At 53.9% G+C, this 18,384-nt stretch carries 16 protein-coding genes; 5 read left to right on the forward strand and 11 right to left on the reverse strand.

Translation table 11 applies throughout. The annotated features are described in order from the left end of the window. Window positions 1-35: 35 nt before the first annotated feature. From vgrG to FGI04_RS01265, 9 genes are all read right to left on the reverse strand, one after another. Window positions 36-1,826 (reverse strand): type VI secretion system tip protein VgrG, encoded by a 1,791-nt coding sequence (gene vgrG / locus FGI04_RS01225; RefSeq protein WP_407337290.1) that lies wholly within the window; start codon window positions 1,824-1,826, stop codon window positions 36-38. 12 nt (window positions 1,827-1,838) lie between these two features. Next, on the reverse strand, window positions 1,839-2,486 hold the full coding sequence (locus tag FGI04_RS01230; RefSeq protein ID WP_038905591.1) for a CIS tube protein: 648 nt from the start codon (window positions 2,484-2,486) through the stop codon (window positions 1,839-1,841). A gap of 14 nt (window positions 2,487-2,500) precedes the next feature. After that, the gene (locus tag FGI04_RS01235) at window positions 2,501-2,701 is read right to left on the reverse strand and encodes a hypothetical protein (protein ID WP_407337291.1); all 201 of its coding nucleotides are present in this window, start codon (window positions 2,699-2,701) and stop codon (window positions 2,501-2,503) included. A gap of 20 nt (window positions 2,702-2,721) precedes the next feature. After that, complete coding sequence (locus tag FGI04_RS01240; protein WP_226092516.1) at window positions 2,722-3,180, reverse strand: phage tail protein; 459 nt, start codon at window positions 3,178-3,180, stop codon at window positions 2,722-2,724. A 105-nt stretch (window positions 3,181-3,285) separates the two neighbouring features. Beyond that, the gene (locus FGI04_RS01245; RefSeq protein ID WP_038905586.1) at window positions 3,286-3,756 is read right to left on the reverse strand and encodes a phage tail protein; all 471 of its coding nucleotides are present in this window, start codon (window positions 3,754-3,756) and stop codon (window positions 3,286-3,288) included. A gap of 94 nt (window positions 3,757-3,850) precedes the next feature. Then, window positions 3,851-5,404 (reverse strand): contractile injection system sheath protein, encoded by a 1,554-nt coding sequence (locus FGI04_RS01250; protein ID WP_016940536.1) that lies wholly within the window; start codon window positions 5,402-5,404, stop codon window positions 3,851-3,853. Window positions 5,405-5,542: 138 nt separating this feature from the next. Next, the gene (locus FGI04_RS01255; RefSeq protein WP_407337292.1) at window positions 5,543-6,352 is read right to left on the reverse strand and encodes a hypothetical protein; all 810 of its coding nucleotides are present in this window, start codon (window positions 6,350-6,352) and stop codon (window positions 5,543-5,545) included. Then, window positions 6,349-6,930: a contractile injection system cap protein gene (locus tag FGI04_RS01260; RefSeq protein WP_407274024.1), complete on the reverse strand. Its 582-nt coding sequence runs from the start codon at window positions 6,928-6,930 to the stop codon at window positions 6,349-6,351. The genes FGI04_RS01255 and FGI04_RS01260 overlap by 4 nt, the downstream gene beginning before the upstream one ends. 232 nt (window positions 6,931-7,162) lie before the next feature. Beyond that, entirely contained in the window at window positions 7,163-7,843 is a 681-nt protein-coding gene (locus tag FGI04_RS01265) for a hypothetical protein (protein WP_407337293.1), read from the reverse strand. Here FGI04_RS01265 and FGI04_RS01270 point away from each other — a divergent pair. Both FGI04_RS01270 and FGI04_RS01275 read left to right on the forward strand, forming a co-directional pair. Continuing rightward, window positions 7,842-8,471 (forward strand): Rossmann-fold NAD(P)-binding domain-containing protein, encoded by a 630-nt coding sequence (locus FGI04_RS01270; RefSeq protein WP_342699851.1) that lies wholly within the window; start codon window positions 7,842-7,844, stop codon window positions 8,469-8,471. The genes FGI04_RS01265 and FGI04_RS01270 overlap by 2 nt on opposite strands. A 52-nt stretch (window positions 8,472-8,523) precedes the next feature. Continuing rightward, on the forward strand, window positions 8,524-9,099 hold the full coding sequence (locus tag FGI04_RS01275) for a flavin reductase family protein (protein ID WP_407337294.1): 576 nt from the start codon (window positions 8,524-8,526) through the stop codon (window positions 9,097-9,099). Between the two features lie 88 nt (window positions 9,100-9,187). Here FGI04_RS01275 and FGI04_RS01280 read toward each other — a convergent pair whose 3' ends face one another. Beyond that, window positions 9,188-9,739: a single-stranded DNA-binding protein gene (locus FGI04_RS01280; protein WP_153508214.1), complete on the reverse strand. Its 552-nt coding sequence runs from the start codon at window positions 9,737-9,739 to the stop codon at window positions 9,188-9,190. Window positions 9,740-9,974: 235 nt separating this feature from the next. On the opposite strand from FGI04_RS01280, the gene uvrA reads away from it, so the two are divergent. Together uvrA and FGI04_RS01290 are read left to right on the forward strand one after the other, a co-directional pair. Further along, entirely contained in the window at window positions 9,975-12,806 is a 2,832-nt protein-coding gene (uvrA, locus tag FGI04_RS01285) for an excinuclease ABC subunit UvrA (RefSeq protein WP_342699849.1), read from the forward strand. A 487-nt stretch (window positions 12,807-13,293) separates the two neighbouring features. Further along, window positions 13,294-13,713: a secondary thiamine-phosphate synthase enzyme YjbQ gene (locus FGI04_RS01290; protein WP_012886082.1), complete on the forward strand. Its 420-nt coding sequence runs from the start codon at window positions 13,294-13,296 to the stop codon at window positions 13,711-13,713. 47 nt (window positions 13,714-13,760) lie between these two features. On the opposite strand, the gene FGI04_RS01295 is transcribed toward FGI04_RS01290, so the two are convergent. After that, window positions 13,761-15,329: a sensor domain-containing diguanylate cyclase gene (locus tag FGI04_RS01295; protein WP_407274019.1), complete on the reverse strand. Its 1,569-nt coding sequence runs from the start codon at window positions 15,327-15,329 to the stop codon at window positions 13,761-13,763. 997 nt (window positions 15,330-16,326) lie between these two features. On the opposite strand from FGI04_RS01295, the gene FGI04_RS01300 reads away from it, so the two are divergent. Next, window positions 16,327-17,997: a methyl-accepting chemotaxis protein gene (locus tag FGI04_RS01300; protein WP_342699846.1), complete on the forward strand. Its 1,671-nt coding sequence runs from the start codon at window positions 16,327-16,329 to the stop codon at window positions 17,995-17,997. The last annotated feature ends 387 nt before the right edge of the window (window positions 17,998-18,384 follow it).

Here is an 18,384-nt window from a genome sequence, read left to right on the forward strand (position 1 = left end):
CTGAGGTGTGCGCCACCGCCCTCAGCCAGTCAACGTTAATTGATCATCACGATGCCGCCTTTCACGGTGGTTTGGCCGGAGGCCGACAGTTCGGCGGTGGCGTTGCCTTTGGCGGTCAGGCCGGTTTTGGCCGAGAGGTTGACGTTCATCCCCTCGGCGGTGACGTCGGCTTTGGCGCTGATATCGACGGTGCGCCCGGCGCTGAGTTCGATTTTCCCTTTGGCGCTGAGGGTGATGTTCTTCGGGCTGTCGAGCGTGATGCCAGACGCATCCAGCGTGACGCTGTTGCCGTTCTGGTCCTGTAACGTCACCGTTTTGCCTTTGTCGCTCAACATCACCTGATTGCCGTCGGGGGTCGTCAGGGTGATGGACTTGTCCTCTTCGTTGAACTGCAACGTTAACTGGCTGCGGGTCATCAGCGTTTTGAGGGTGTTTTTGGCTTCGGGTGTGACCGGTGGTGGGTTCTTGCTGCTATACAGGCTGCCGAGGATCACCGGGTCGGACGGGTTATTGTTGAAGTAACCCAGTATCACCTCGTCACCCACCTCCGGCATAAACTGCGCCCCGATGCCGGATGAGGCGTAATAACTGGCCAGCCGCGCCCACAGGCCGTCGTTTTCCGCCTGCGTCACCGGTAGCGACACCTGAACGCGATGCTGCTGTTGTGGGTCGCCGTCGAGCTTTTTGACGATGCCTATCTGCAAGCCATCCACGCCCGGCAGCAGACCGGCGGCAGGCGGTGGCGTGAGGTCCCGGTGTTCGGCCGACCAGACCGGCGGCATACCGAAATCGATGTGGGTCAGCCACTGCCCATCCTGAATATGGTGGCGAACGCCGCTGACATAGAGGTGGCCGTTAAAACGCGCGCCGACGCCAGCCAGCTCAATCAGCGTGTTGATGCGTGCGCGGGCGCAGCCCTGACAGGTCAGGGTGCCGCGCAGGCGGGAGAGGGCGGATTTTACCTGTTGACCGCTCGCCCAGTCTCGCAGGGCGCTGGCTGGCAGCGGCGTGGCGCTTTGCAGCCGGAACGCGGGCAGCCCCAGTACGCGCGCCAGCTCATCGGCGCTGAGGTTGCCTTGCTGGCTGACGGACTGCGCGGCAGCGTTTTCCTGTATCGGCTGCTGGTTTTTGATATCCCAGCCAACGCCGGTGACCGAGGTGAACTGGTAACGGGCGTCGATGTCGGCGGTCAGTGACATCAGGTCGTCACCGTAGGTGAGGGTCAACACCGGTGACGCGCTCAGACAGGGCGCGGTGACCGCTACCGTATTATCGTCGTTGCAGACCACCAGCCCGTTGGCTTCCGCTCGGGTCAGCAAAAAATCCCAGTCGGTGCAGTTGAACTGCACCAGCTCGTCGTGCTGGGTGGTTGTGGTGTCGACACGGGCGGTAAGCCCGGCGCAGCCGCCGATCAACTGGCGTAAGATGTCGCTGTCTTTCTTCTTGAGGTAGTTGTTGTTGCGGCGCGCGACCGTCATGCCGATAGCGCTGTCCCGGCATTCGATGATCAGCCGTGAATGACCCGCACCACCGAGGCGGATGCCGTGGCGAATGATGATCCCCTCGAACAACACCTGTTCCTGACTGGCGTAACCGGCGGCGATAGTCAGCGCGTTGCCCGGTTTGAACAGCGAGCCGCTACTGAGCGGAAAACGGTTTTGCGGCATGTCGCCATCCTCAATCACCAGCTCGGCGCGGGCGATATGGTTCACCCGTTTACAGACATGGAGGGATAACACCTGGATAGCGTTACCGATCTCGGTGCCGTTGCTCTTGATGGTGTAGGTCACCACGCCGTCATGGTGTGTTGCCGGGGAGTCCGCCATATCGTGATTCCGTCAGGCCAGTGGGGGAAAATACAGGCGTGTGCCCGGTGCAATGTGCATCACGCTATTCAGGTTGTTGTAACGGGCGACTGCCACGTAATAGGCACTGTCCTGATAAATGTCATGGCAGAGTTGCGCCAGGGTATCGCCTTGTTTCACCACCACACTGTGGGTGAGGTCCGGCGAGGAGCGATTGGCCCGCAACGCCTGCTCGCTGCTGTCCAGATAGTTGTCGAAGCGCAACCCGAGGGTGGCGCGCAGTGGCGCACCGGCGGCGTCGAATAACGAGTAGCGAATATCAAGACGGGTCAGGCGTCCTTTGAACGACAGGGTGCCCCAGGTCAGTACCACCACGCTGGGTTCGTGCTTCTCGCCGACATAGCGATACACCACGTTTTTCAACTGGGTAACCTGACTGGCGACATCGGGCTTTTGCGGCTGCTCGACCACGCCGGTGCCGTCAATCATCAACTCGAAACTGAGGCTCTCGCTCTGGTAGCTGGCAAAATCAAGCCGCGGTGCCAGGCTGCCGAGTGTCCGGTTGCCCGCCACCGCCCGGTTGGTGTAGTTAATGCCGTGCTCGTGACGGAGGCTGGCAGGGTTGAGCATCACGTCAAACTGCTGCTTTTTATCGAGGGTGCGGATAGTCAGCTTCTGCATGATAGCGCCTCCGGTTAGCGTTCCCGCGGCCCGCTGTTCAGGTGATGCAGTACCTGCGTGCCTACGGGTGCGCTGTGTGAGGCATCTTGCCCACGGTTGTCCGCCGTGTTGTCTGTGTCGCTGTCGAGGCTGCCTGTGTCCTGCCGCGGAACATCCGGGTCATTTGGCTGGATAACCCGTGAGTAAATCGTCAGTTGTCGCACTTCTATCGCCATGATGGTGTCTCCTTCTGCGGTTACTGCTTGCGTGTCGAACGACTAAAACACAGCACAATCTCTTCAATCGCCACCTCATTACCGGTGGCGTGGAAACGATCGACCCGCCAACTGATGGGGTAGGCGTTATAAAACAGCCATACCCGCAACGGGTCGCCCTGTTCGTTCAGCAGGCTGACGCTGACCTCTTTGGTTTCCAGCGGGCCATTCAATTGCCCTTCAAAGCAACGCTTACACCAGCGCACCAGCGGCGAACTGGCCGAACCGAGGCCCCGACGCAGCGTGAGCGGCCCGTGTTTCACCGCCACCGGCAGGTGATACAGGTTGTTATTGCCGCCCTCGCGGAAGGGTTCGGTTTCAATACGTGTCTCAATACCGGACACTTCCTGAAACGCCTGATCGTCGCCGCTGTTGTCGATATTCACGCTGAAATAAAACGCGGGTAGCGGCCATTCACTGCTGGATGATGGTTTTTGCATCAGCATTACCGGGTCTGGTTAGTGGCTACGCCAGATGAGCCTGATGACCGGGTTAATGCAGCGCTAATCTGCTGCATTAACCGTTCTCACGCCGTGAACCGGCGATTACACCGAGACTTCCAGCCCTTCGTGCGCCAGTTCGATGGTTTCAACCGCCACTTCATTGCCGTCTGATTTCAAATCCGTCCCGCTGATTTTGGTCGGCCAGGCGTTTTTGAGCTTCCACGTCATGGCCGGGCTGCCGCTTTCATCGAGCAGGTTGATGGTGACGGCGGTGCGGGCAATGGTGTTCATCTTGATTTTCGAGAACCAGTCGTAAAAGTTGTTATCTTTGACGAAAATGCCTTTTTTCAGCGTCACATTGCCGGACTTGATAATTCCGGGCATTTTGATGGTGGAAAATACCGGGCTGTTGCCCGCGCGGTATTCAATAATCTGGGCTTCGATATCCAGGCCGGTAATTTCCTGAAACGACGCCACCATGCTGGCGCCCGCGCCGCCGTCCCATTTCACTTCAAAGTGAAATTTGGGCATCGGCCATACGGTGCTTGACTGAGCGGAACCGTCATCTGCCATGGGTGTTCTCCTTGAAGAGGGTGATAAAACCTAATTCGTCAAAAACCTATGGTTGTCAAAAACCTACAGTCGCTAAAACGTCATACCGTCAGCGTCAGGATTTCTGCATCTGCTGCTGGAAGGTGATTTCGATAAACTCGGCCGGACGGCTGATGGCTACCAGCACGGTGATACGCAGGATCCCTTCCAAAATGTCCTGCGGCGTCATGGTCTTGCCAAGACCGACATCCACGCTGTAGGCGTCTTCCGGTGAGGCTCCCGCCAGCCCGCCGCGCTTCCAGATGCCGAACAGAAAGTTTTCAATCATGCTTTCCATCGAAACCCAGGTATTGGCGGTGTTAGGTTCGAACACGTAGGCTTTGGCCGCCTGTTTGATAGACTCCTCCAGCATGATCATGGTCCGGCGCACGTTGACGTAGCGCCAGTCGAGGCTGTTGCCGTCCAGCGTGCGCGCGCCCCACACCAGCGTGCCTTCGCCGGTAAAGGTACGCAGCGCGTTGATCGATTTCCCCTGGGTGGTGACGTTCAGGTCTTCCTGCTCGTCGGCACTGATATTCACGCTGGGTGACACCACCGCGTTCAGGCTGACGTTGGCCGGGGCTTTCCACACGCCACGGGCGTTATCCACCATGGTGTAGATCCCCGCCATCGACGCGGCGGGTGGCAGCAGGTTTTGCTGACGCCGGATGTTTTCCAGCACGCTTTTGTAAATGGGGCTGATAGAGAACAGGATTTTGTGCAGCAAGGTTTTTTCTGCTTCGCTCTGTTCCACCGTCAGTTTGGCGACTTCGTCCAGCATCTGTTGCTTTTTGGCCGCTTTGAGCTTGTTGCCACCGCTGTTTAACTGCTCAGCGCTCAGTGCGTCCAGTTCTTTGAACGCGGAGGCGATTTCCGCGTTCAACACGGTAATCAGAATGTCCGGGTTGTTGACGTTGGCGAAACTGATGTCGCTGTCCTGAATGATTGAGGTGTTCAGCCACGGGTAGTACGCGGTGGCGTAATCCAGGTAGTTGATGCCCAGTTTGGAACGGAAGTTGGCGATACAGTCGCCGCTCGGGTCTTGTCGGTCTTTATACCCTTCCCAGACATCAAGAATGGCGATGCGGTTCTTCATGGTACCGCCGCAGTGGGCCAACACCGCCTGCTGCACGTTGATGCAGTCGTCTTCTTTCAGACATACCGCTTCCGGGGTCAGCACCATGGTGGGTTCCGGCTCTTTGAGCAGTGGTGTGATGCCGTTTTTCAGTGCATCAGCATCAATGGCGTCTTGATAGCTCCCCACCGAGATGATGTAGCAGGGGCCACCGCCATTCTGGAAAAAGAACAGCATGCTGTAGTACAGCAGGTAGCGGGTATTCGCCAGGGTCAGGGTATAGGCCTTACCGGCCTGACTGAAGGCGGCATCCCCCGGTATTTGATCGGTTTTTTCGACGATATCGAATTTATGCAGCGGCGCGCCGCCAAAATAATGGCGAAAATCCGACATCGAGGTAATTCGCCACGCTTTATTACGCAGAGATACGCCGCCATTTTCCGCCTTTTCGGTATAACCAATAAAAGCCGGTACCGCCGTGGCGACTTCAACAACGGAATTGGGGAAAGCGTTCTTTTCAACAATATAAACGCCTGGGGTTTTCATCACGCCCATAGTGTGATTCCTTCTGATTGAGAGAGATAACCACCCCGCGCCCTTTCGATGCCGAGAATAAAAGGTACCTGCGCCGGTATGGCGGTATCGCTATTTTTTATTGCGTTATTTTTTTATTGCCCTGTCTTTATCGTTATGTCAGTTAACAATGATTTCTGAGACAACATCGAATGACTTATCCGTTTGCAATCGACATTGATGCTGTGGCATGGCGACCGGTAATCGTTCAATCAATACGGTGTTGTCCTGATAAAGCTGAAAATAATAGTCTGACTTTTTTTGTATTTTTAATGGCTCATGAGAAATAAACGCCTGTGCCCGTTGGCCATTAGCCAGTATTTCTTCCCCCAGATAATCAAACTGATTATTCTGGCGGTTATCCCGAATACGCGTATTCGTATTAACATACGGCGCGGTGAACAGATATTTCCAGCGCCGCCGTTGGCAGCGAAACGGCATAATAAAGACCGGTGCTGTTCGCCGGTGGAGAAATGCCGTTATCGCCGTTGCATTGATCTCAATATCCACCTGCCAGATTCGCCTTTTGGCTGAGGGCAAACTGTTCGATGCCTCAGCAAGCCTGTCGCTGCGCGTTTCCAGACGCACCTCGCCGGGTTCTGCGCCGTTCAGTGTGTAACCAAAGTACGGCGTCTTCGGTTCCACCAGCCCGCTGGTGTCGGTCGCACTGGTGTCGGTGTAGCTGAAAAAATTCGGCTCCCGGCTGTTAAACCACCACCGCAGCGTGACGTGTTCCACCGCCTGAAGGGCGGGATGGGTTCTATCCGCCAGCACCAGTACCCCGTCAGCCTGCGGTTTGGTCAACAGCCCGATGCTTGTCGCCGCCTGTTGGCTACCCGGCAGCCATTCGCCATAAAACGGCAGGCTGGTACAGCCGGCAAAAAATTCATGTTCGATACGCAATTGAAATAACACGTCGTAATCGCTCATGACGTTGTGCCCTTAGTCACGGTGGCAGGCAATTGTCTGACACGTTCGGTCTGCGACTGAATCGCCTGGCTATCAGCAATTTTTACCCGCACACGGTATACCGCAGACGGTAAATAACGGCTGCCTAACATCGTCCACATCGTGCTGAGCTCATGGCGTGGCAGGCTGTCCATTTCCAGTAATAGTTGCTCAATTGCCTCATTCATATCTGGGGCGTTATAACGGTTAAGCAGGGCATTTTTATGAAAGAACGCCATCGCATGGGCGATCATTTGTAATCCTTCCGCGTATTGCGCACCGCTAAAATTTGCTGCCACCACCAGCGAAATTCGTACAAATAACGGCGGCGTACTAACAGCAAAACGATTCCCAGGATTAGCGGCATTATTCCGATACGTCACGGTTTCTTTTTCAATATTCGATAAAAACACCACCAGTTTATTTTTCGTGAGTGGAAACATCTTACCGTCGTCATCAGCCGGGTTCGCAATAACCACAACGTCATCGTGCAGGTTCAGAGTATTTTTTAGGTATTGATTTAATTGCCGGGTCAGGTAATGGATAGAGGCGTGGATCATGGGGGTTCCTTTATTAATTATCTGCTTTAGATCTCGCTATAAATGAGGTGGCTGTAAGTCGTACACGTGTATTACCGATGGGTTTTGTAGTGAAAACGTATTCTTATTGTCGAGTGCGTGAGCCATGAGTCAAAACAGCGGAATGGTAATGCGTCATTCCGCCTTACTGTTTAGCGATTGCGATTGGATAAACTATGTTGAGTCGTGATCTGTAATTGCGTACGTCAGGCAATCAGAAAAAGTTGCCGTTGGCGTCGACATTGACATCCCCATCATCGTCCATATCGGTGAAGGTTGCGTTTTGGATGTTGAATTGGGCATTGAGCCAGTGTGTAAATGCCACCGGATCAGCGGTAATAAACAGGGATTGCAGATAAGGTGTTAGCTCCAGGGTCGTTGGATCTCTGGCGATCGTGGGATTGGCATTTTTCCATTGCTGAACTGCGATTGGGGCCAATTCCGCCTGAGATTCCAGCGCTTTTCCCCAACAGCCCCCATGGCCTTTGGCTTTGACGGCAACGACCGCATTGTTACCAACCAGTGCCTTCATTCGATTGATCAATGTTATGCCATAGTCACCAAATTGAAATGCGTGGGCACCGACTTTACTGCCATTACTCAAAATACAGGTGATAGACATACAGCTGGACAAAGCAGGGTAGTGTATTCCCTCTGCGGCAGTTGCCGTTTTTACCTCGTTCTCTTGAATTTCTACAGGCATGGTCTTCTCCTCTGTGGTATCGCCAGAAAGGCTTTTTCCCCATAACGTCTTCCCCATAAAGAGTACGTAAAAATCGGTAGTAAACTTGGTCAGTACCACGGAATACTCAGGTAAAGTGATGCGAGTACAATGAAGTCCTTCGCTGCTGTGCCATAACGGAAAATAGACACAGCCAAACAGGGAGATACGCATGAAACTACTACTTGTAGGCGCAACCGGGTTAGTCGGCCATCAGGTGCTATTAAAAGCACTGGCAGAGTCGCGTATTACGCAGGTGACGGCACCGGTACGGCGTGAATTACCTGCTCACGACAAACTGCTGGCACCGCAGGTGAGTTTTGAACACTTGCCGCAAGATGCTGACTGGTGGCAGGCCGATGCCGTTATCTGCACGCTGGGCACCACCATTAAAACGGCAGGGAGCCAGGCGGCGTTCTACCGGGTTGATCATGACTACCCACTGGCGGTTGCACGTCTGGCTAAGCACCACGGCACGCCGACCTACGTGCTGAATTCAGCCAGAGGGGCGAGCGTTACGTCGCGGTTTTTCTACAACCGGGTGAAAGGTGACGTGGAGCGTGATCTGGCTGGGGTGGGTTTTGCCTCACTGACGCTGGTGCGCCCAGGGCTGATTGGCGGTGAGCGACACGCACGGCGGCCCGGTGAATGGGCGGCACAACAGGTATTGCGTGTATTGCATCCGGTGCTGCCACGGGCTTTGCACATAAACCCTGCACAGCGGATTGCCGATGCGTTACTGGACGCGGCGTTGAACCCCGTTGCGGGTGTGCGAACCGTGAGCTCTGAACATTTGGTGTAAGTGTCAGGACACTATGTATGCCAGAACACTATGTATAACGCAGGAGTTAAACATGAATAGCGCAATTTCACCGGTTGAGCTGGCAAAAGCCTATCGGCTGGTTAACCACGGGCCGACGGTGTTGGTGTCGGCCTGCCATAACGGGGTTGAGGATGTGATGGCGGCGGCCTGGTGCTGTGGGCTGGATTTTGCACCACCTAAGCTGACTGTCGTGCTGGATAAAGCGACCAAAACACGCGAGCTGCTGGAAAACAGCGGCTATTTCGCTATTCAGGTGCCGACAGTGGCACAACTGCAATTAACCAACCGGGTCGGGAATATCAGCCTGCGGGATAACCCGGATAAACTGGCGCACTGCCAGGTGGAACTGTTTCGCACCAGCGAATCAGATGTGCCGTTGGTGGCCGGTTGTGCAGCGTGGCTGCTGTGCAAGCTGATCCCTGAAGCTCACAATCAGCAAACCTACGACCTTTTTATCGGTGAGGTCATCGCTGCCTGGGCGGATTCACGAGTCTTCAGTGACGGTCACTGGCATTTTGAGAAGGCCGACCCGACATGGCGTAGCCTGCATCACGTGGCGGGTGGGCATTATTACGCCATCGGCGATGCGCTGAATGCAGGGGAATAGCGATATAAACGAACGCCCTGCAAAGGCAGGGCGCGTTGTAAGGGGATAATACCGGAACCTGTGTTGGCCCCGGCATTGATGACGCTTATCAGAACGGAATGTCGTCGTCAAAATCCATCGGCGGTTCGTTGCCCGGCATCGGCGCGCTTTGCTGCGGACGGGATTGACCGCCACCGCTGAACTGGTTGGCTTGCTGCGGCTGTTGCGGTTGACCCCAACCACCTTGTGGCGCGTTACCTCCACCCATATTGCCGCCCATGTTGCCACCAGCAGCAGGTGCGCCGCCGCCGGTGCGGCCGCCCAGCATTTGCATGCTGCCGGAGATATCGACCACCACTTCAGTGGTGTAGCGATCCTGGCCGCTCTGATCCTGCCATTTGCGGGTACGCAACTGACCTTCGATATACACCTGAGAGCCTTTGCGCAGGTACTCACCGGCGATTTCCGCCAGCTTGCCGTAGAGTGCGACGCGGTGCCACTCTGTACGCTCTTTCTGCTCGCCGGTCTGCTTGTCGCGCCAGCTGTCCGACGTGGCCAGAGTCAGGTTAGCGACTGCGCCGCCATTCGGCATGTAACGGACTTCCGGGTCCTGACCCAGATTCCCGATAAGAATCACTTTGTTAACGCCTCTGCTGGCCATGTTGGTGTCTCCTGAACAATCACATCTATAAATTTTAAACGAAAAACTATATCACGCCATTGAGTCAGATAATACCCGCGAGGCGAACCGCATTCTTTTTTCCACCGTTGCAGAAATTGCCATCAGATACTGGATATCCATTCAGTTTTGTTTGTGCCATAATCGGCCGTTTCTACTGGTTTCCTTTCTTAGGTAAAGGATAAAAAGAACAGCGTCTACTGCGGGAAAAGTGTGCATGGATAAGATTGAGATTCGTGGTGCCCGTACCCATAACCTGAAGAACATCAACCTGATTATTCCGCGTGATAAGCTTATCGTCGTGACGGGGTTATCCGGTTCGGGCAAATCCTCGCTGGCGTTCGATACGCTGTATGCCGAAGGGCAACGTCGTTATGTGGAGTCGCTATCGGCTTACGCGCGCCAGTTCCTGTCATTGATGGAAAAGCCGGATGTGGACCACATCGAAGGGCTGTCGCCCGCCATTTCCATCGAACAGAAATCTACGTCACATAACCCGCGTTCTACCGTCGGCACCATCACTGAAATCCACGATTACCTGCGTTTGTTGTTTGCCCGAGTCGGTGAGCCACGCTGCCCGGAACACGATATTCCGCTGGATGCCCAGACCGTCAGCCAGATGGTGGACAACGTCTTGTCACAGCCGGAAGGCAAGCGATTGATGCTGCTGGCACCTATCGTGAAAGAACGTAAAGGCGAGCACACCAAGACGCTGGAGAACCTGGCGACGCAGGGCTACATCCGCGCGCGTATCGACGGTGAAGTGTGCGACCTGTCAGACCCGCCGAAACTGGAACTCCAGAAAAAGCACACCATTGAAGTGGTGGTAGACCGCTTTAAAGTACGCAGCGATTTGGCGCAGCGTTTGGCGGAGTCGTTCGAAACCGCGCTGGAGTTGTCCGGCGGCACCGCTGTGGTGGCGGATATGGATGATCCGAACGCGCCAGAGCTGCTCTTTTCCGCTAACTTTGCCTGCCCGGTGTGTGGTTACAGCATGCATGAGCTGGAGCCGCGACTGTTTTCATTCAATAACCCGGCGGGTGCCTGCCCAACGTGTGACGGGCTGGGCGTACAGCAGTTTTTTGACCCGGCGCGTGTGGTGCAAAACGGCGAATTATCGCTGGCAGGCGGCGCGATCCGCGGCTGGGATCGCCGTAATTTCTACTATTTCCAGATGCTGCGCTCACTGGCGGAGCACTATGAGTTCGATGTGGAAGCGCCGTTCGATAGCCTCAGCCCGGCGATTCACAAGGTAATTCTGTACGGTTCCGGCAAAGAGAATATCGAGTTCAAATATATCAACGATCGTGGCGATACCTCGGTGCGCCGTCATCCGTTCGAAGGGGTGCTCAACAATATGGAGCGCCGCTACAAAGAGACGGAATCGACCGCTGTACGCGAAGAACTGGCGAAATTCATCAGCAACCGGCCGTGCGCCAGCTGTAATGGCACCCGCTTGCGTGAAGAAGCGCGCCACGTTTACGTGGAGCAGACCACGCTGCCACAGATTGCTGACATGAGCATCGGCCATGCGATGGCGTTTTTCCATAACATCAAGCTGAGCGGCCAACGGGCGAAAATCGCCGAAAAAGTGCTGAAAGAAATCGGCGATCGGCTGCGTTTTCTGGTTAACGTGGGTCTGAATTACCTGTCGCTGTCGCGCTCGGCGGAAACCTTGTCGGGCGGCGAAGCGCAGCGTATTCGTTTGGCGAGCCAAATCGGTGCCGGTCTGGTTGGGGTGATGTATGTGCTGGACGAACCGTCTATCGGCCTGCATCAGCGTGATAACGAGCGCCTGCTGGAAACATTGATCCACCTGCGTAACCTTGGTAACACGGTGATTGTGGTGGAGCACGATGAAGACGCCATCCGTGCCGCTGACCATATTATCGATATCGGTCCCGGTGCTGGCGTACACGGCGGTCAGGTGATTGCCGAAGGCACGGCCACGCAGATTATGGCGGTGCCGGAATCGCTGACCGGGCAGTTCCTGAGCGGCGTGCGCAAAATCGAGATCCCGGCGCAGCGTGTGCAGGCGGATCCGTCTAAAGTACTGAAGCTGATTGGTGCGCGCGGCAACAACCTCAAAGACGTGACCCTGACGCTGCCAGTCGGGCTGTTCACCTGTATTACCGGGGTGTCCGGTTCCGGTAAATCGACGCTGATCAACGATACGCTGTTCCCGATTGCCCAGCGCCAGCTTAACGGCGGTGAACTGAACGAACCGGCACCGTACCGCGAGATCCAGGGGCTGGAGCAGTTCGATAAGGTGATCGACATCGATCAAAGCCCGATCGGTCGTACCCCTCGCTCGAACCCGGCCACCTACACCGGCGTGTTTACGCCTATCCGCGAGTTATTCGCCGGTGTACCGGAAGCGCGCAGCCGCGGCTATAACCCCGGTCGGTTTAGTTTTAACGTGCGCGGCGGGCGTTGCGAAGCCTGTCAGGGCGACGGTGTTATCAAGGTGGAAATGCACTTCCTGCCGGATATTTATGTGCCCTGTGACCAGTGCAAAGGCAAACGCTATAACCGCGAAACGCTGGAGATTAAATACAAGGGCAAGAGCATCCATGAAGTGCTGGAAATGACCATCGAAGACGCCCGCGAGTTCTTTGATGCCATTCCGGCGCTGGCGCGTAAGCTGCAAACCCTGATCGATGTCGGTTTGTCTTACATCCGTTTGGGGCAGTCGGCCACCACGTTGTCCGGCGGGGAGGCGCAGCGCGTGAAGCTGGCGCGTGAGCTGTCGAAGCGTGGCACTGGGCAGACGCTGTATATTCTGGACGAGCCGACGACTGGCCTGCATTTTGCCGATATTCAGCAGTTGCTGGCGGTTTTGCACCAGTTGCGCGATCAGGGCAACACCATTGTGGTGATCGAGCACAATCTGGATGTGATCAAAACCGCTGACTGGATAGTCGATCTGGGCCCGGAAGGGGGCAGCGGCGGCGGCGAGATTCTGGTGTCCGGCACGCCGGAAACGGTAGCCCAGTGCGAGCAATCCCACACCGCCCGGTTCCTGAAACCGATTCTGGATCGGGGTTGATCAGTTTAGTTTATTGATAAACCTTCCTAATTTGACGGAAGTGGTTTTTCCAGCGTCAAAACTGTGCTGAGGCTAGCGGATTCGCCGGGTGAGCCGCATATACGCGGCGAAAGCCCGTGCCGTGCCGGACAAAAACGTCGGGAACGTTTTTGAACAGCGTTTACGCTGGCCCGAAGGGCGAGCCCCATGGATGGGGCGAGTAACCACGTCACGGGCGGCCCGAACAGCGCTTGCGCTGGCCCGTCAGGGTTCATATTTAGCTATCAAGCCAGTGGTCAATGAGAGGCGGCGTTTGAGCCTCTCCTTGTCGTGCGTGCGATGACGTTGCAAAAGAATCACTACTTTTACTACGCACGAAACTTTTTACCGTTCTGGCATAAATTCGCCTATAAAAAACAATAGCCTGTTTGTTTACAGCCTCATCGCGGCGTGCCGCGCTTTTTTATGGCATCCTCTGGCGATGGGTTACCACCACAGGAGAGATGAAATGTGGAAACAATACGATATTCGGCTTAAACCCCGGTCGCGTGGTTTTCATTTGATCACCGATGAAGTGCTGGGGCAGGTGACGGATTTGCGTCAGGTGAAGGTCGGGTTGCTGCATGTGTTTATCTGCCACACGTCAGCGTCGCTGACAGTCAATGAAAATGCCGACCCCACCGTGCGCCAGGACTTCGAGAACTTCTTTAACCAGTTGGTGCCAGAAGATGAACCTTATTACCGCCATACCTATGAAGGCAGTGACGACATGCCTGCGCACCTGAAGAGCAGCCTGTTGGGCAGTAGCCTGATGCTACCGGTACGCAACGGTCGGTTGCATGTTGGCACCTGGCAGGGGATTTACCTGTGTGAACACCGTAACCACGGCGGCAGCCGCTCGCTGGTGGTGACGTTGCAGGGGGAATAACCGGTAAAGATGTGTTGTTGGTAGCCCGGTCCGGTAGGCCGAGCCGTTTAGTGTTGCACCAGTGAAATGTCGTCAGAGAGGTATTCCACCACCACCTGATTCCGCCCGCCGTTTTTCGCTTTGTACAGCGCGTTATCTGCCGTTTTAATGGCGATATCCAGCGCGGATTTTTGCGGGTTAAAGGTGGTCACGCCGATGGAAATGGTAACCTGATGGTGGTGCGCACCTGGCAGGTAGACCGTGTTGGCGACATTATTGCGTAACCGCTCGGCTATCACTGTCGCGACATGGATATCAGCGCCGGGCAGCAAAATAAGAAACTCTTCGCCACCAATCCGGCAGACCAGGTCGGTTTTGCGGAAGTTCTTGCGGATTTGCTGGCTCAGTTTACGAATAACCGTGTCCCCCACGTCATGCCCAAAAGAGTCGTTGATCGATTTGAAATGATCGATATCAATGGCGATGACCGAGACTTTTTTATATTCACCCCGGATCTCTTCCATGCTTTCCAGCATACCTCGCCGGTTCAACATGCCGGAAAGCGGGTCGGTGTGCGCTTCTGAACTGAGGCGACCAATACGCTTGTGCAACAGCACTGTCCCCATCAGTAGTACCCGCTTGAGCTGTTCTATCTCCTGATACCAGGCTTTAACCGCCCGGATTTTACTAATCACGCCGAGCTGTTCCATGCTACTGGCTGATTTGGCTAACTGACGCAGCGGTTTGGCGATGTAATAGGCCAGAATGCTGAGCATCAGCAGGTTGACAACACCCAGCGGCGTGCCTTGTTTTAGCACATTCAGCATGACATTGTTCAGCGCTTCTTCAATGGAGTGGAATGATTGCTGGGTAATAATAATCCAGCCCGATTTGTGCGTTCTGATAAAGGCAGCCGGTGAGGGAATACCCTGTTCATCTAGCATCATAAAGCTGCCTTTATCCTGGCCTTTAATCGACGACAAGAGGGTGGGATCATTAAATTTAGTACTGACTTGCGCAATATCGTGGTGGTAAATAATGGTGCCTTCGTTATCAATGACGTAAGTATTAAAGCTGTCATTGCTAAATTGTGTATTCATGAATTCATTCAGAATGCGCCGGTTATTAAGGTAAAGCGAACCACCGACATAACCGAGGTAATGTCCTGCATCATCCAGAATAGGTTGGGAAATAAAAATAATATAATTGCCACTCAGAGAGGTATAGGGTGAGCTGATAAAGAAGCGTTTCACTTTATTAGCGGCAAAATGCTGGCGGGAATTGACGGTGAGGCCGGTCAAATTCAGTGACGTGGGTGACGATGCGATGATTTGCCCATTTTCTGTCACCACCACCATGGAGTTAAACGCATGGCTTAACCGATGAATGCGTTGCAATTCGGTTTGCAGCGCCTGTAGATTGCCTGACTGGACATGTGTGACGAGCAACCTGGCGCTATACGACAATTGCTCTTCTGAAATAGAGAAGAAATTGTCTACAGTGATGGATAATTTGGATGAATAGCTTGAGTTGACTTTAGTGGCTTGTTCAATAAGTAATTTTTTCTGCACATGATAAAAAGTGAAATAGCTGTTCAGTAGTGTAATAAACATACTGGCAATAGAAATGAATAGCATTAAATGCAAAAGGTTTATTCGAAGAAGATTTTTTATTCGCATTTAGTTATCGTTACCACATTTATTACCATTTCTGGTGGCACAAGATGTGCGATTCATTTGTTTTTTCGTTAAGGGAAGGCACACGTTTCACCTTAATAATTAAGTAGTAGTCAAAGATTAAAATAGTGTCAACTGACGTGGCCGCAAAATTTTTAGCTAAAATTGAAAATAAAAAAGAAACTGTGTTTTAATTAACATAATGGATATAAATGCTAATAGAGTATGCTGCAATAATACCACCCCGTCGATGACACATTTGATTAATGTGCTATTAATTAATCTTGTTAATATCAGTCAGGTTTGCATTGGTTGTCAGCTGGCTACTCTGGTCGTCATGGCGGCATCAGCATGATTTATTTACCGCGATTGATGCATCCGGCCATTGTCGGCAATCGGTTATTTTTACAGATGAAGACGTCTCTTTTCCTCTTTTTCTGACCGGATGCTTGCTGTTGCGTGTACCGCTTCTCCGGCATTCTCCTTCGGCTTTATTCTTAACAATTGTGTTACTTTTTTGTTGCTATTTCCGATCAATAAATAAAAATCAATAGGTGTAATCTATTTATAGTCATTGTTTGAATGTTTTTATCGATCAAACTGTAAAGGTTGATAGAATGAAAAACCGATAGCGGGTCAGGGTGCAGACCAGAGCGTACTCAGTGGCGACAGGTAGTGATGATCTCGAGTCCGTGTTCTTGGAATACTTTTAAATCTCTTTTTTTATGTTTGTGTTTTTCTCACTGTGGAAAAGAAATGCTTTTTATCGCCGGAAAGGGGATGAGAAATATTTCATCGTGATGACTGGCTGAGATATTCGCCTGGTTGTTGCTTTTCTCTTATCACGATTAATGACAGTAACGGATGAGATACCTGTTTTAGCCGCAGTTCTGTGTTTGCCTCTGAAAAAGTCATAGTTATGACATTGTATTCTTAATAAAGGAATGAGGAGCGGAATATGCGTTTATCTGATTGGCGAATCGGGTATCGGCTCGGAGCCGGTTTTGCCGTCCTGGCGGTCATGCTGGTGTTTGTGGGCATGCTATCGATGGCGAAGCTGTCAACGTTTCATGATGATGCACGTGACATTGTACAAGAGATTTATCCCCAAACCGTTGATGCCAACACCCTGATCGAAAATGTGAGCGAAGGTGTGCGAATTTTCCAGCAATTACTGCTGGTTTCGGGCGATGATCGTATCAAAGCGGTATCCGATCAGATTGCACCGGTTTCAAAGGAAATTACCCGGTTGATGGATGCGTTGGAAAGGGAAGCGAATGAATCCAATAACGCGAAAACTCAGCAACTGATTGGCGATATCCGGCGTATCCGGGCACAGTTTCTGGAGTCGGGACAAAAAATGGTTGCGCTGGTGAAAGCCAATAACCGTGAAGAAGCGTTGGATGAATTTAACCAGCACCTGAATCCGGCACAGAAGGAATACCGTAATGCGGTACGCCAACTGGTGGATTATCAGGACAATGCCATGATGAGTACCGTGGATGCCATGTCCGCCACGTATCACGATATCCGGCTGGTGTTGCTGACGATTTTGGCAGCGGGCGTGCTGCTGAGCATTTGGGTGGCGATGGCGATAACCCGCAGCGTGACCCAGCCGATTCAGCAGGCACTGCTGATGGCAGACCGCGTTTCGCAAGGCGACCTCACCGCACAGATTTCTTCCAGCCGTAAAGATGAAACCGGGTTACTGTTGCAGGCACTGGATCACATGAATGCCAGCCTGCGCCAGATTGTCGGCCAGGTGCGTGACGGTGCGGAAGCTATTTCCACCGCCGCGTCGCAAATCGCCGCCGGTAATCAGGATCTCTCTTCGCGCACCGAAGAGCAGGCCAGTTCGCTGGAACAAACGGCGGCTTCAATGGAAGAGCTGGTCTCCACCATCAAAAATACCGCCGATAACACACATCAGGCCACCTCGATAGCCAATCTGGCATCCTCCGCCGCGCACCGCAGTGGCGAAGTGATGTTGTCCGTCACCAATAAAATGCGCGGGATTCGTGAATCCTCGATGCGCATGGCGGAGATCATCGGCGTTATCGACGGTATTGCCTTCCAGACCAACATTCTGGCGTTGAACGCGGCGGTGGAAGCCGCGCGTGCTGGCGAACAAGGGCGTGGGTTTGCCGTGGTCGCGGGTGAGGTGCGTTCTCTGGCGCAACGCAGTGCCACCGCCGCCAAAGAGATCAAAGAGCTGATTGATGATTCGGTCGACAAAGTGCAGGAAGGGATGGATCTGGTGGATAACGCCGAATCCACCCTGACTGACCTGACCAGCCACGTCAATGATGTGAACAGCATCATCAACGAGATCTCACAGGCGAGCCATGAGCAGAGCGACGGCATGAGCCAAATCAACATCGCCGTCGGGCAGATTGACACCACCACCCAGCAGAATGCCGCGTTGGTGGAAGAGTCGGCCTCTGCCGCGCTGTCGTTGCAGTCTCAGGCTTCCTTGCTGGCTGAAGCCGTCAGCGCGTTTCGCCTGACGACGCAGGGCAACAGCGGCACAACGCCGCCAGCCCGTCAGCCAGCGGTGCTATCTCCGGCGTTGCCGGAAAGACGGGCCACGGCGGCGGCGGGTAGCAATAGTGATTGGACGTCGTTCTGACTGAATATCCCTGAAGCGGGGAAAGCGCTGTTGGATTAAGGGCGTAGTGTATAGGGTAGTGTGGTGGAGGGTTTCGTGCGGGATAAACCGAGTCGCTTCTTTGACACATCATCGCACGCACGACAAGGAGAGGTGCAAGCGCCACCTCTCCTTGACCTCTGGCTTGATGGCTAAACTACGCCGCTGACGCGGTGCCTTCGGCGTTCGCCTTCGCTGTTCGGACCGCCCATTACGCGGTTACTCGCCCCATCCCTGGGGCTCGCCCTGCGGGCCAGCGTAAACGCTGTTCAAAAACGCTCCCGGCGTTTTTGTCCCACGCGGAATGGGCTTGCACGGCATCCATGCCGCTCATCCGGCGAAGTCGCCCACCTCAGCGTAGTTTTAACG

The sequence above is a fragment of the Dickeya ananatis genome (assembly GCF_019464615.1).
GTDB classification, from domain to species: Bacteria; Pseudomonadota; Gammaproteobacteria; order Enterobacterales; family Enterobacteriaceae; genus Dickeya; species Dickeya oryzae.